This window comes from Nocardiopsis alkaliphila YIM 80379 (assembly GCF_000341005.1).
Taxonomy (GTDB): Bacteria; Actinomycetota; Actinomycetes; order Streptosporangiales; family Streptosporangiaceae; genus Nocardiopsis; species Nocardiopsis alkaliphila.
On the sequence record NZ_ANBD01000027.1, the window covers coordinates 1 to 13,544 of the forward strand.

14 protein-coding genes are annotated in these 13,544 nt (G+C 67.3%); 8 read left to right on the forward strand and 6 right to left on the reverse strand.

Going from position 1 to position 13,544, the window contains the following annotated elements:
• Nucleotides 1-486 precede the first annotated feature (486 nt).
• The gene (locus D472_RS0103275) at nt 487-1,050 is read right to left on the reverse strand and encodes a gamma carbonic anhydrase family protein (RefSeq protein WP_017603076.1); all 564 of its coding nucleotides are present in this window, start codon (nt 1,048-1,050) and stop codon (nt 487-489) included.
• Nucleotides 1,051-1,422: 372 nt separating this feature from the next.
• Here D472_RS0103275 and D472_RS0103280 point away from each other — a divergent pair, with 372 nt between their 5' ends.
• On the forward strand, nt 1,423-2,613 hold the full coding sequence (locus tag D472_RS0103280) for a coiled-coil domain-containing protein (RefSeq protein ID WP_017603077.1): 1,191 nt from the start codon (nt 1,423-1,425) through the stop codon (nt 2,611-2,613).
• 135 nt (nt 2,614-2,748) lie between these two features.
• Complete coding sequence (locus D472_RS0103285; protein ID WP_017603078.1) at nt 2,749-3,198, forward strand: GNAT family N-acetyltransferase; 450 nt, start codon at nt 2,749-2,751, stop codon at nt 3,196-3,198.
• Here the strand turns inward: D472_RS0103285 and D472_RS0103290 are convergent.
• Entirely contained in the window at nt 3,189-4,925 is a 1,737-nt protein-coding gene (locus D472_RS0103290) for an MDR family MFS transporter (RefSeq protein ID WP_017603079.1), read from the reverse strand. The genes D472_RS0103285 and D472_RS0103290 overlap by 10 nt on opposite strands.
• Nucleotides 4,926-5,116: 191 nt before the next feature.
• On the opposite strand from D472_RS0103290, the gene D472_RS0103295 reads away from it, so the two are divergent.
• Nucleotides 5,117-5,731, forward strand: coding sequence for a TetR/AcrR family transcriptional regulator (locus tag D472_RS0103295; protein WP_017603080.1), 615 nt, complete (start codon nt 5,117-5,119; stop codon nt 5,729-5,731).
• A 21-nt stretch (nt 5,732-5,752) separates the two neighbouring features.
• On the opposite strand, the gene D472_RS0103300 is transcribed toward D472_RS0103295, so the two are convergent.
• Complete coding sequence (locus tag D472_RS0103300; RefSeq protein WP_017603081.1) at nt 5,753-6,076, reverse strand: hypothetical protein; 324 nt, start codon at nt 6,074-6,076, stop codon at nt 5,753-5,755.
• 503 nt (nt 6,077-6,579) lie between these two features.
• Between D472_RS0103300 and D472_RS0103305 the strand changes: the two genes are divergently transcribed.
• The gene (locus tag D472_RS0103305; RefSeq protein WP_017603082.1) at nt 6,580-8,175 is read left to right on the forward strand and encodes an N-acyl-D-amino-acid deacylase family protein; all 1,596 of its coding nucleotides are present in this window, start codon (nt 6,580-6,582) and stop codon (nt 8,173-8,175) included.
• A 148-nt stretch (nt 8,176-8,323) separates the two neighbouring features.
• Here the strand turns inward: D472_RS0103305 and D472_RS0103310 are convergent, their stop codons facing one another.
• Nucleotides 8,324-8,632, reverse strand: a complete 309-nt coding sequence (locus D472_RS0103310) for a hypothetical protein (RefSeq protein ID WP_026117334.1) — start codon at nt 8,630-8,632, stop codon at nt 8,324-8,326.
• A gap of 228 nt (nt 8,633-8,860) precedes the next feature.
• On the opposite strand from D472_RS0103310, the gene D472_RS0103315 reads away from it, so the two are divergent.
• Together D472_RS0103315 and D472_RS0103320 are read left to right on the forward strand one after the other, a co-directional pair.
• Nucleotides 8,861-9,202, forward strand: coding sequence for a DUF6412 domain-containing protein (locus D472_RS0103315; RefSeq protein ID WP_017603084.1), 342 nt, complete (start codon nt 8,861-8,863; stop codon nt 9,200-9,202).
• A gap of 66 nt (nt 9,203-9,268) precedes the next feature.
• Nucleotides 9,269-9,964: a YidC/Oxa1 family membrane protein insertase gene (locus tag D472_RS0103320; protein WP_017603085.1), complete on the forward strand. Its 696-nt coding sequence runs from the start codon at nt 9,269-9,271 to the stop codon at nt 9,962-9,964.
• 10 nt (nt 9,965-9,974) lie between these two features.
• On the opposite strand, the gene D472_RS0103325 is transcribed toward D472_RS0103320, so the two are convergent.
• Together D472_RS0103325 and D472_RS28395 are read right to left on the reverse strand one after the other, a co-directional pair.
• Nucleotides 9,975-10,595: a superoxide dismutase family protein gene (locus D472_RS0103325; RefSeq protein ID WP_017603086.1), complete on the reverse strand. Its 621-nt coding sequence runs from the start codon at nt 10,593-10,595 to the stop codon at nt 9,975-9,977.
• A gap of 66 nt (nt 10,596-10,661) precedes the next feature.
• Nucleotides 10,662-10,799 (reverse strand): hypothetical protein, encoded by a 138-nt coding sequence (locus D472_RS28395; protein ID WP_017603087.1) that lies wholly within the window; start codon nt 10,797-10,799, stop codon nt 10,662-10,664.
• A gap of 200 nt (nt 10,800-10,999) precedes the next feature.
• Here D472_RS28395 and D472_RS0103335 point away from each other — a divergent pair, with 200 nt between their 5' ends.
• Nucleotides 11,000-11,623, forward strand: coding sequence for a YigZ family protein (locus D472_RS0103335; protein WP_017603088.1), 624 nt, complete (start codon nt 11,000-11,002; stop codon nt 11,621-11,623).
• Between the two features lie 128 nt (nt 11,624-11,751).
• Entirely contained in the window at nt 11,752-13,218 is a 1,467-nt protein-coding gene (locus D472_RS0103340) for a hypothetical protein (RefSeq protein ID WP_017603089.1), read from the forward strand.
• Nucleotides 13,219-13,544 lie beyond the last annotated feature (326 nt).

The window sequence follows — 13,544 nt, forward strand, 5'->3', positions numbered from 1 at the left end:
GGCCCGGTGTCCTCCTCGACGTTTCGGGAGAGCCCCAAGACCCGGTCGAGCTCACTGGGGCCGAGTCGATGGTCGGCGTCGGCGACCGCGATGAGCACCTCGGCGTAGAGTTCGATCTCGTCGAGGGCGACGTGGTCGTGGAGGCGAGCACGCATCCCGATGCCGTGCTCCATGGGTACTCACCTCCAGGGTGGTGTCGCCCGGTGAGACGTCGCGTCGGACGAGGCGATGGTCCATGCCGCTCCCTCATGGGTATGGGCGCGACGGATCCCACCCCTGGGACGTGAGTGATCCTCAGACTACGTCCACGACGATCCGCGGCACATGACCCGTGTGGGCCAGTGGCGCCTCCTCCCGAGCTAGTCACACCGTGCCTGCTCCTTCCGGGGGAGGAGGGGGCGGTTACGCCGTCGCTCCTCCCCCGAGAGGATCATGCGGGTGGCCATGGACGCTCGGCCGCGGTCGAGTCCTCTCGTCCGGTCGTCGTCACATCCAGGTGACGTCCTGGTGCTGGACCGCGTAGGCCGCGTAGGCGGTGGGGGTGTGTTCAAGGACGAGACGGTCGTCGTCGTTCAGTTCACGAACGACCTTGCCGGGAACCCCGGCCCAGAGAGTGTTCGGGGGAACGATCTTGCCAGGGGCCACCAGAGAACCGGCGGCGACGAGCGCACCCTTGCCGACCCGGGCACCGCCCAGGACGATGGCCCCGATCCCGATGAGTGCGCCCTCCTCCACGATCGCTCCGTGCACCATCGCCTTGTGGCCCAGGCTCACGTTGTCGTGGAGGATCGCGGGCTGGCCGGGATCGGAGTGCAGACCGCACTGGTCCTGGATGTTGACCTTCTCACCGACCACGATGTCCTCGGTGTCGGCGCGTAGCACCGACCCGTACCAGACACTGCTCTGAGAGCCCAGACGGACCCGGCCGACCACGACCGCGCCCGGGGCGATCCAAGCGGTGGGGTGGATCTGAGGTTCTCCGAAAGGGGCGCTGCCGATGCGAGGCCCTTCGGGCCGCCTCGTGGCTCCGCCGTCCGTCACGTTGCCCATGGTCAAGATCCTTCCCAACGTCGGTCCCCCGGGGCCGAGAGGAGGAAGTTGACCGCCCGGCACCCGTACGGGGATGATCGCGCATACCTTAGTAAGAACGTGACCAGGGTCCGCACGGTGATGTGCCGGTCAGGGATCTTGACGCGGTGGCGTGGCGCGTGTCTACCTTGGTCGTTCGGACGGTGTCCACGACGTTGCGTTCCGCTCTCGGTCGATACCCCTCATCGAGCCGAGCCGGGGCATGAAGGAAGACATCCGTGGGCAGGACACGCAAAAGGAACCCCATGGGTGTTCTTGGACAGGTACGGGGCAATCTCACCAGCTGCGACGTGCAGTCAACGGTGTTAAGGACATGAAAGGCACATGAGAGATATGTTGCCGGGCGGCGGACTGCAGCAAGACAGGTTCCCGACAGTGCGCAAGGGCGGCTACGACAAGGCGCACGTCGACGACTACTACGTTCGCATGGACAACCAGTTCAAGGACCTCCGCGAGCGTCTTCAGCGGATGGACGACGAACTGGAGCAGTACAAGCGCGACCTCGCGATCGCCCGCGAGAAGGCCCAGGTCAAGCCTGAGCACGAACAGATCAGCGAACGTATGGCGGAGATCATCCGGATCGCCGAGGAGGAAGCCAAGGAGCGTCGCTCCAAGGTCGACGCCGAGGTGAAGGAGGCCCAGAAGAAGGCCGAAGCGGAGATCACCAAGCACCGCAAGGACGCCGAAGAGCACGCTGAGCGGATCGTCTCCACCGCGCGCACCGAGGCCAACGAGATGGTCGCCGGCGCCAAGAAGGAGGCGGAACAGCTTCGTGAGCAGGCTCAGCGCGAAGGTGAGCGGAAGCTGAACGAGGCCGAGGCCCGCGCCCAGAAGATCCACGACACGGCCGACCGCCGTCTGGCCACCCTCACGGCCACGCACGCCGAAGCGCTGCGCCGGCTGAAGGACATGCACTCCACCTTGGCCGACCTGGTCACCGCGGAGGACCGGGCCGGTGCGCTCGAGAGCGGTCTGTCCCGTGAGGAGACGACCACCGCTCGGGCCGAGAACCCCAAGGGCGAGGACAAGGCTTCCCAGACTCGACCCCAACAGGGCAAGGCGTCACAGGGCCAGGCTCCGGAGGGCAAGGCCGCGGCCACCGCCAACGCGGAACGGAACAAGTCCGCGGGCCCCCGGACCCCTGGGGCCGATGAACAGGGGCAGGAGCAGGCCACCACCCGGATCCCGCCGCTTCAGCAGGAGTCGGACGAGGCCACGGTGCGCATCAAGCCGGTGCCCAAGGCGGAGCAGGCAGAGCAGGGCGAGTCCGCCGAACAGGGCAAGGGTGAGGACGCGGGCCCCAAGGCCGGTACGCCTCAGCCCCCGCAGGGAGCTCGCTTCTCCGGTCCCGCGCCGGGGACCTCCCAGCAGGCCCCGAGTGGCCCGCAGCAGGCCCCGAGCGGCCCGCAGCAGGCCCCGACCGACACCGGGGACCCGGGTGTCACCGGCATCTACCGTCGCCCGGAGGGTCCGCAGCAGCCCTCGACCGGTGACGAGGGTGTGCGAGTCATCCGCAAACCCTGACGGCGGGCGAAGGCCACGCAGCCGGAAGGCGGAGCGGGGGCGGGATCGGTGGACGGTCTCGCCCTCGGCGTTTTGTGGCTGGTTGTAGGGTGACGTCCGCCTTGTCGCAGGCTGTCGGCTACGATGCCGTCAGCCATGATTATCCGCGCGGCCATTCGGTCCGATCTCGGTGCGATCCTGCGTCTCCTGCGCGAACTCGGTGACACCACCCATACGCAGAGCGCTTATGTTCGCATGTCCTCCGCCGCCGTACGTGCTTGGACCCGGATGGAGAACGATCCCGATCGCACCGTCCTCGTGGCGGAGCGTCGAAACCAGATCATCGGGACCCTGGACCTGTTGGTGGTACCCAACCTGACCCACGACGCCCAACCCTGGGCCATGGTCGACAACCTCGTGGTCGACCCCGACACCCGATTCCAGGGCGTCGGCCGGGCGCTCATGGAGGACGCCTTGGATCGCGCCACGCGCACCGGCTGTTACAAGGTCGAGCTGCTCTCCCACGAGAGCCGTCAGGGCGCGCATCGCTTCTACACGGCCCTGGGGTTCGCCGAGTCCGCCGAGGGTTTCCGCCGTTACCTCTGAGCGCGATCCTTCGTCATGGTCCGGGTCCGCTCATGGGATGACCGAACCCGGTCCTTGGTGTGTTCGGAGCCGCCGCGAAGCGGGACGCCCCTCATGAAGCACACCGCGATCAGGCCGATCACCGCGAGGGGGACACCCGCGACGAACACACCCTGCATCGCGTGGTCGAAGGCGCCTACGACGATCTCGCGCACCGGTTCGGGCAGGGAGTGCACCAGTTCGGGGGAGCCCTGCGCCGACTCGGCCGCCTCTTCCAGCCCGATCGACGGTTCCTCGACCTTGGATCCCGCACCGTTCGCGCTGTCCGCCGCCAGAGCCGCCTCGGCTTCGGCCGACGCCGAGGCGATCCGGTCGTTGAGCCGGCTCACCATCACCGCGCCGAACGCGGCCACGCCCATGGCGCCGCCCAGGTTTCGGAAGAAGGTGACCGAGGCGGTACCGGAGGCCATGTCCTTGAGCGGCAGGGCGCTCTGTGTGGCCAGCAACAGGATCTGCATGTTGAGTCCGAAGCCCAGGCCCACGAACATCTGGCCGACGATGACCGTGGTCAGACCGGGGTCGACCTGGGCCATGCTCAGCACGGTGAAGCCCAGGACGCACAACACCATGCCCACGACCGGGTAGACCTTCCACCGCCCGGTTCCACTGATCGCGTACCCGGATCCGATCGAGGTGAGGAGGAAGCAACCCACCAGGGGCAAGGTCATCAGCCCGGACACCGTGGGGCTCATGCCGTGCACCATCTGTAGGTACTGGGGCATGTAGATGATCAGGCCGAACATCATCATGCCCACGGTCACCGAACCGGCGGAGGCCAACACGAACGTGCGGTCCCGGAACAGGCGGGTGGGGATGATGGGTTCGGCGGCGCGGCGCTCGACCAGGAACGCCGCGATGATCAACGACACCGCTGCGGTCCCCATGACGTAGGCGGCCGGGGAGTCCCAGGGGATCTGGGTTCCGCCCAGGCTGAGCAGGACGATCACCGTGCTGGCGGCACTGAAGATCAGTGCGGCGCCCAGCCAGTCCACCGGGGCCTTGCGGCGTGGGGTGAACGGCATCCGGAACATGAACTGGATGACGGTGAAGGCCACCACGGCGAGCGGCACGGTGATGAGGAAGCACCAGCGCCAACCGAGCGGGCTGTCCACCAGGAAACCGCCGACCAAGGGGCCGAGCACGGTGGACACACCGAAGACCATGCCGATCAGACCGCTGTAGCGGCCTCGCTCGCGCGGGGAGACGACGTCGCCCAGGATGATGTTGGGCAGGGTGGCCAGACCGCCGACTCCCAGACCCTGGAGTGCGCGGGCGGCGATCAGCCAGTCGACGTCCTGGGCGAACCCGGCGGCCAGGGACGCAACGATGAAGATTCCAAGGGCGATCTGGAAGAGGAGCTTGCGCCCCCACAGGTCGGAGAGTTTGCCCCAGACCGGGGTGGAGGCGGTCATGGTCAGCAGGGCCGCCGTGGCCACCCAGGCCAACCGGTCCTGACCACCGAGTTCGCCCATGATCGTGGGCAGCGCGGTCCCGATGATCGAGTTGGTGAGCATCGAGGTGAGCATGGCCAGGAGGAGGCCCACCATGACGCGGCGTACGACCTTGCGGGAGGGATACTCGGGGGTGGGTTCCATGGGTCGCGGGATCGGGTCGTCCCCGTCGACGCTGCTTCTCGCGTTCTTGACGGGCCCTTGAGGCTCGGCCTTTCCACGCAGTGACTGTTCCATGGGTCTCCCGATTCCGAACGCATGAAAGCCCCGCGGCGTGCGGCCGTGGGGCGAGCGTCTGCACACTGGTATATGTAAACGCTGTTGACTTGTCAAATCGATATCTCTCCATCCGCTGAGTGTGCGGATGGATGGGCAAGGTGGGACCCTGGAGATCCAAAGCCAGAACACGGCCGCCGAGGGGTGTGCACATGGAGCGTCCGGACGGGACCGGAGGTGGCGCCGCAGCGCCCGCACGCGGTCGAGAGGCGACCAGGGAGCGCATCCTCACCAGTGCCAAGGAACTCTTCACCAACGAAGGTTTCGGTTCGGTCTCCTCGCGGATGATCGCTTCACACGCTGGAGTGAACGTCGCGCTGATCAACCGTTACTTCGGTTCCAAGGCCGGATTGCTCGCCGAGATCCTGCACGAGGACGGTGTCTTTCCCAAGCTCATCACCGAGGGGGCGGCGGAGGAGTTGCCCCGGAGGTTGGCCGAACACGCGGTCGGTCGGCTGCACGGGGAGGGGAGCCGATTGCAGCGGGCACTGGACCACTCCGCCGGGGACCCGGACCTGCAAGCGGTCTACCAGGACAGACTCAAGAGTGCGCTCATCGACCCGCTGGCCGACTACTTGGGGCGGGAGAGCGCCCGGGTACACGCCTCTTTGGTCGCCGCGGTGATCCTGGGGCTGGGACGGGTCCGTCGTGTCGAGGGGGCGGAGGCGCTGCGCTCACATGACCGGGATCAACTCACCGAGAGGATCCTGGCTCTGTTGGAGCTGTGCCTGGAGGGCTTCGGAACCCCGGACCCGGATGACCCCTGAGGTCCCAAAGCCCTCGCGGCTCTAAAGGGGGAACGCGGTGGCGGCGGCGCCCACGGCCGCCAAGGGGAGGACGAACGCCCAGTACTGCATCGGCACGAAGAAGAACGTGTGCGAGTTGCGGTACTCCACCGGTTGACCGGTGGCCGGGTGGAAACCCTGCTTGGGAGCGTTCAACTTACTTCCCGCGAAGAAGACCGCCGCCGCGGCGAGCAGGAGTCCCACTCCGAAGCCGATGCCGCCGAGATGCTGTTGCCCTGTCACCTCAGCGGTGATGGCGGCACAAGGAACGGCGATGACCGCCGCGATGAGGGGGACGAGGATGCCCCAGCCACGCCAGATGATCATGGTGGTTCTTTCAGGTCCTGTTGTTCAAGAGGGTATGGACGTCTGTTGGGACCCATGACCGACCGTTATGGTTCGACTCTTTTCCTGAATCCGGACTCGGGTTCTTCGTCTTCTTCAGGGGTTCGGCGCGGCCCTGGGGGACCACGACGGGCGAGGCGTTCGGGTGCCCTCAGACCTTGACCTTCCAAGCCCGTGGAGGTGCCGTGGGCAGCACGGTGTCTTCTTGGACCCCTTCCTGGCTCCAGGCGCTCGAACGCGCCGAAGCGAATCGGAGGCGCTGAGAACACCGCCTGATCGGGAAGCTTGGCGACGACGTCGATCTCGATGTCGGCGGGGTCTGTGCACCCACGGTCGGCGCGAATGGAACTCCTTTGGCCGCGGACGTGGACGCATTTATTGACAACAAAGTTATCAATTGTGGGGTCAAAGCGTATCCTGGATCACATCGACGCTCCGGTCGCGACCTCACCAGGGCGGATGTCGGTGACCCGAACGGAGGAACAGTGCGGTCCGAGATCGTGGTCAGCGGAGGACGGATCATCGACGGAACGGGCGGCCCCTCCCGCCCGGCCGACCTCGTCCTGAGCCATGGCCGTATCAGTCACGTCGTCGCGCCCGGAGCCGGTGGAGCCCACGGTAGGACGATCGACGTGACCGGGTTGGTCGTCGCGCCCGGTTTCATCGACATGCACGCCCACTCCGACCTCGCCCTCCTCACCGATACCGCGCACGAGGCCAAGGTCTGCCAGGGTGTCACCCTGGAGGTCCTCGGCCAGGACGGGCTCGGCTACGCGCCCGTCACCGACGACACGGTCGAACCGATCCGTGCCCGGATCTCGGCCTGGAACGGCACGCCCGAACTCGACTACTCCTGGCGGAGCGTCGGTGGGTATCTGGACCGCATCGACGCGGGATCCGCCACCAACGCCGCCTACCTCGTTCCCCATGGCAACGTTCGCATGGCGGTCGTGGGCGAGGAGGACCGTCCGCCCAGCGACGCCGAACTCGATCGGATGCGCGCCATGGTCGCCCAAGGCATGGACGAAGGAGCGCACGGACTGTCCACCGGTCTGACCTACGCCCCCGGTATGTACGCGAGCGATGAGGAGATCGTCGCTCTCCTCGAACCCGTCCGAGCCGGGGGCGGTTACTACTGCCCCCACCATCGCAACTACGGTTCACGGGTCGTGGAGTCCTACCAGGAGTGCCTGGACGTGGCCCGCCGTGCGCACGTCCCCCTCCACCTGGCCCACTGCCACGTGAACTTCCCCCGCAATCGTGGCCGCGCTCCCGAGGTACTGGACGCCATCGACGAGGCCACCGTTGGCTACGGCCTCGACGTCACGCTCGACAGCTATCCCTACCAGGCCGGCGCCACCTGTCTCGCCGCTCCGCTGCCCGGCTGGGCCCAGGAAGGCGGCACCTCGGCCACCCTCGACCACCTACGTGATCCCGACATCCGTGCCCGCATCCTGCGGGAGGTGGAGTGCGAGGGCACGGACGGCAACCACGGTGTGCCCATGGATTGGGGAACCCTCGTCGTCACGGGCACCATCGATCCCGCGCTGTCCTGGGCGGTCGGTCACTCCATCGCGGACCTGGCCGAGCGGCGCGGTGAGGAACCCGGGCGGCTGTACGCGGACCTGCTGGTCGCCGACGAGTTGCGCAGTGGCTGCCTCCTCCAGGTCGGCAACGAGGAGAACATCCGTACCATCATGCGGCACAGCGCGCACACCGCCGGTAGTGACGGAATCCTCGTGGGAGACAAGCCCCACCCGCGAGGCTGGGGCACCTTCCCTCGTTACCTCGGCCACTACGTGCGCGAACTCGGTCTATTGACCCTGGAGGAGTGCCTCCGGCACCTGACCTACCGTCCCGCCCAACGTCTGGGCTTGACCGATCGTGGCATCATCCAACCGAGTGCCCACGCCGACCTGGTCGTCTTCGACCCGGACATCATCGCCGCCCGAGCGACCTACGACGATCCGCGACGCACCCCGGTGGGTATCGAACACGTGATGGTCGCCGGGGAGTTCACGCTTCGGGAAGGCCGACGCACCGACCGCCTTCCGGGCCGCTCGGTGCGGAGGAATCATTGATGAGGGGCGTCGACGCCGTCCGTGCCGGCCAGAGCCCGGCCGTGCCGTGTTCGGAGGGCGAGGCCCTGAAGACGCTTTCCGAAGAAGCGCCCGGGGCGCGAAAGACCCACCCGCTGCCTGGGGTCCCGTCGCCACGGGTCGCTCGGGGTCAACCGATGACGATGGCCCCGGCCAGCACCGGGGTTCCGAAAAGCACGGAGCCGTGTCCGGAGGCCAGGGTCCGGCTCCCCTGACAGCTAGTACCGGCGAACAGGGCGAAGCGTGATTCCCCGTCGATCTCCACGACCCCGCCCTGACCGGTCTCCAGTACTCGGCAACCACCGTTCTCGACGGTCTGTTCGTGACCCGACTCGAAGGTGACGCGAACCGGCGCGGCCTCTTCCTCGTTGGCCATCCCCGAGATGGCTCCGGCGATGGTCGCGGACATGGTGGCAAGGTTCGCAGGGCGGATCGGCACGGGATTCCCCTCTTCGCCAGGCTCGCACGAGCCCGAAAAGACACGGCAGAGTTGGTTACTCCGTGTCATTTAGCTACAGGATCGCGTGAACGCAGGGGAGCGTCGGCGGAGTGTCGGCGGAATTTCTCTCCAGGAGGAACAGGAACTTTGTCCGCCCAAGGAGGGCTGGATACGATTGGTCGTGTTGGTCCGTATGAGGCGGACCGAAGGAGGAGGGAGGGCGCGCGCGTGCACTTCCTGCTGCCCCTCCTGGAGTTCCTCGTCCTTGGTGTCTCGCCGGTCGAGTTCCTCACTCCCGGAGCCCAGGGTCCCGCGCTGCTGTTGTTGGCCGCAGCCGTCGGAACCGCCCTGACGTGGCTGATCATGCGTGGTATGGCCCTGTGGCCGATCACCGACCAGGCCACCGGGACCGGGCACGCGATGCGTCGCCGCTCCGCTCGGCTCCCCGTTCTCACCCTGCGCGATCCCGACGCCGCGGGGCGCCCACGTCCCAGAGCGCCCGGATCGGCCCTTTTGGCCGCTCGTCAGCCTTCACCCGCGCACCACGCGGGGTCTCGTTCCCGTTCTTGAGAACACGGCTGTCTTCGAGCGGCCCCACGTTCGAACGTCTTCGCTTCGACGAAAAGGGCCTCCACCTTGTACACCTTCGGGCCGATCTCGGCCGCCATCGACGTGCTCGCGACGATCCTCGCCGCCATGACCGAACTGCTCACCCCGTTCGTCGGGGCCCTCGCCGCCGGGATGGCGGTGATCACGCTGACCATCGCCGTACGCGTGCTACTCCTGCCCTTGGGTGTGGCCCAGGTACGGGCGGAGAAGCAGCGAGCCCGAATCGCCCCTCGGCTGGCGGCGATCGGCCGAAAACACGAAAGCGACCCCGAGCGGATGGTCGCCGAACAACGGAAGGTCTATGAGGAGGCGGGTATCGGCCCGCTGGCCGGTTGCCTACCCGGAATCGCGCAGGTTCCTCTCATGATCGCCCTGTACGGGCTGTTCATCGGAGCCGCCCCCGGAACGGAGGCTCTTTTGGCCCACACCTTCGTCGGAGTCGAGCTCGGCGCCAGCTTGGCCGGGGGCGTCTTCGCTCCGGTCTTCTCCGTGATGCTCGTCGTACTGGCGGTGGTGGCCTGGGCCACTCGTCGTTACGTCATACTCCCGACGATGCGGACGACTCCGGAACAGCCTTCGATGCTCGGTGCCCTGTCGTACTTGCAGTTCGGGACGGTCGTCGTGGCGATCTTCGTTCCGTTGGCCGCCGGGCTGTACCTGTGCGCCTCCACCACCTGGGCGCTGGGTGAGAAGCTCATCCTGCGCCGAATCGTCCCCGACTGAGGCGCGTGACTCAGAACTCGACGGTCACGCAGGCCAGGCGATCACCCGCCGTGCCGGCGTGGCCCTCGTGGGTGGCGGTGTGCTCATCGTGCAGGACCAGGGAATGCGCCTCGCCCTCGCGGAACTCCCACTCGACGGTCGAGGCGACGTAGGCGTTGCCGCTGGAGTCGGTGGTCATGTCCAGCCACACTTCGTTCTCCGGATTGGCGTACGCGGGATCGGTGGAGGGTTCGTCCTCCGTCGCCTCCGGATCGACCTCGTTCTGATAGTGCGGCCCCGAGTCCTCGGGGTTCTCGCCGCAGGGGAGGGTGTGCACGTGAGCACCGAAGTCGCGATCGGGCTCCAGCCCGGTTCCGGTGAACTGCACGAACGTGGAATCGTCCTGGACCCGTACCTGAACGTCCGCGGTGGCGCCCTCGGGTACGGCGGTCTCGTCGTAGGTGACGGCGCCGGTGCTCTCGCCCGGAGGCAGGAAGGTCGACGCGGTCACACTGGGCTCGGCCGTGGGTCGGGTGGTGGGTCCGTCGTTGGCGGCCGTGGCCCCGTCGCCGGTGGAGGGGGCTCCTTGCGCGCACCCGGTGACGAGAACGGCGGTCAGGACCAGACCGACGGCGGGTGATGTGAAACGCATCTGGGGACTCCCCGGTGATTGATCGCTCGTGCACCCGCAACGCTACCCAAAGCGCATAGTGGATGACTACGAGTGCGGAGGGCGTGGTGTGCCCGAAGGGTCGAAGCGCTCACGTTCGACGAAGCCCGACATCTCAGGGGCGTCCAAGGGTGCTCGCAGGTGGCCCGGGTCGACCTGGGCGAGGTGGAACCGGGGGTCGTTCATGGGCTCCAGGGAAGCATGGACGCACCACCTGGAACAGGGCCGGTTCCGCCGAAACCGGCCGCTATGAGGCGGAGCCTCACTCGGACACGGTCTCGTATCGAAGTGACGTGTCCTTGCCGGAGAACGGAGGGGAAGCCGAGTGTGAGGCCGGTGGGTGGCAGACTGGGAGTCGAAACCACGATCCCTGCTGAACAGGCGACATGCGAACGATCAGACGCGGCGGCGAATACGAGATCGAGATCAAGAAGTCTCGTTTCATCTGCGCCATGGCCAGGGTGGACGATGAGGAGGCCGCCCGCGCGTTCATCGCCGAGCGCCGTAAGGAACACTGGAACGCCACCCACAACTGCACCGCCTACGTGCTCGGTGAGGATGGCGGTGTCCAACGCTCCAGCGATGATGGCGAACCCGCGGGGACGGCGGGGATTCCCATGCTGGAGGTGCTGCGGCACCGGCGGATCACCGACACCGTGGCCGTGGTCACCCGCTACTTCGGCGGAACCAAACTCGGCGCCGGTGGCCTCATCCGTGCCTATGGGAACGCGGTGTCGGCCGCAGTGGAGGAGTTCGGGCTACTGGAGCGCCGACGGTTGCTGGTGGTGGACGTGTACGCCGACTACGTCCTCGGTGGACGGTTGGAGAGCGACCTGCGGGAGTCCGCGCTCACCGTTCAGGACGTCGCCTACGAGGACCGGGTACGCATCGAGGTGGCCTTGCCCGAGGAGGAGCTCCCCGACTTCGGGGTCCGACTGGCCGAACTGACGGGAGGTCGGGCCGAATTCGAGGTGAGGGGTACCACGATCGTCGAGGTGGAGCCCCGGTAGAGCCTTCGAGCGGCCCGGGCCGGGTGTTCACATGCCCATAACGAGTGGTCGGTTCTATGTACCCACCCGACCGTTCCGCGGCTTAGGATTTGCCGTAAACGTCGTCGTTTCCTGGGGAGAGACCGTCAATGCGCAGCTCACGCGTGCCTCAGGCCCTGACCTGTGGCCTCGTGGTGCTGTTGGTGGCGGGGTGTACCGGCGTTCCGGAGACCCCGGAACCACCGACTGAGGAGGAGCCCGCGGCGCTCCCCACGGCCTTCGAGGGTGAACCCCCTCCCGGTGTGGAGGGCGAAACCCTGCGCTACCTGCATGGTGAGGACGCGGGTGTTCACGAGATCCTCGACGACCCCATGGGTGTGCGAATCAGCCCCGTCGGTGGCGCTTTCCTGATCAGTTCCGGGGGCGAGGACCGCCACCTGATGCACGACGCCGCCAGTGGCGACCTGCTCTGGGAAGGCCAAGCGCGCTTCCGTGGTTTCGACGTCGACATCGAGGGCGAACCGGTTCTGGCCCTCACCGACGCAGACGACCGCCCGTTCGTGCTGGACGCCCGTGGGCAGACCCTGTGGGAGCCGGAAGGGGTCGACGACCTCTACCTGGACGGGCTCGCCGTTCGCCGCCCGGGTGAGTGGAGCGTGGAGGAACCCCACGGCGACTACACCGTGCTGAACATGGACGGTACGGAACTGTGGACCTATGCCTTCGAACCCACCCGGGACGACGAGGCCGAGGACGAGGCCGATGAGGATGGGGACGCCGACGAGGACGGACGTGCCGACGAGGAACCGGCCGACCCGCTGGGGGTTCCGGTGACCGCCTGGGGGGAGACCGTCCTGCTCGACGATGGGAAGTCCGCCCTGCACGCGTACTCGGTCTCCCCCGACGACGCAGGTGAGCCGCTGTGGTCGGTGACCGTCGACGACGAGGACCTCGGTATGCCCGTCACAGCGCCCGTCAGGGTTCCGCGGGTGCTCGGTGTCTACCCGACCCAGGACCCACGAGCGGAGTCCACCGACGACGAGGAGACCAGGGAGGAGGACACGGACGAGGACGCCGAACAGGAGACCGTCCGTGACGTCCTGTTGGTGCGCTGGGCGCAACCCGAGGCCCCCTCCGTCCTGTCCGCGCACGACACCACCGACGGAGAGCTCTTGTGGACCCTGGAGGAACCCGGGACCAACCCGGTCCCCACCCCCTTCAACGAGGCGAACGCGTCCGGGGCCCTCTACGACGAGGAGACCGCCACCCTCCTGCTGCCGCAGGCCAGCGGTGGGGCCACCGTGATCGCCGTCGACCTGGCGGCGGGCGAGGTCCGATGGGGGCTCGAGGAAGAGGCCGGTGCCTTCTCCCCGGCCTTCGCGCACGCCGGGTTCGTGTACGGGGACGCTCGTTCCAGCGCGGACGGTGATCAGCAGGTGGTGTTGGAGGCCGAGTCCATGGACGTGGCCGCTGACGAACTGGACGCCTACGTGGAGGCGGTCACCGAGACCGGGCACGCCATTTTGGTCCAGGACCGGCAGCGTTTCGTCTATGGTCCCGGCCACGAGGTCCCGGAGGAGGACGCCGAGGCCTCCCCCGAGGACGACGCGAGCTAGGTCCTGTTTTTGGGTCATTCCGTGTTCGCGGCCACCACGCCGCCTCTTGTGGCGCCGATGTCGCTCGGACGGCCGAGCCCGGGCCGACCTTCGCTCATCGTCTGGCCAGAGATCGCGTGGACGGCCGCTCACATCGGTCGGCGCAAACGCCGAACCGACCGAAAGCATCCAAAAACAGTCCCTGGATGTGCTGTCCCGGCACGTTGGTGACGAACGAAACGCCGCACCGAACGCCCCATCCCCCGAGGGCATGACCCCCGACACCCTTCGCCGGCAGGCGCCGAGGAGAGCCGAACGTGACTCCTTCCGTTGTTTCAGCGGTGGGA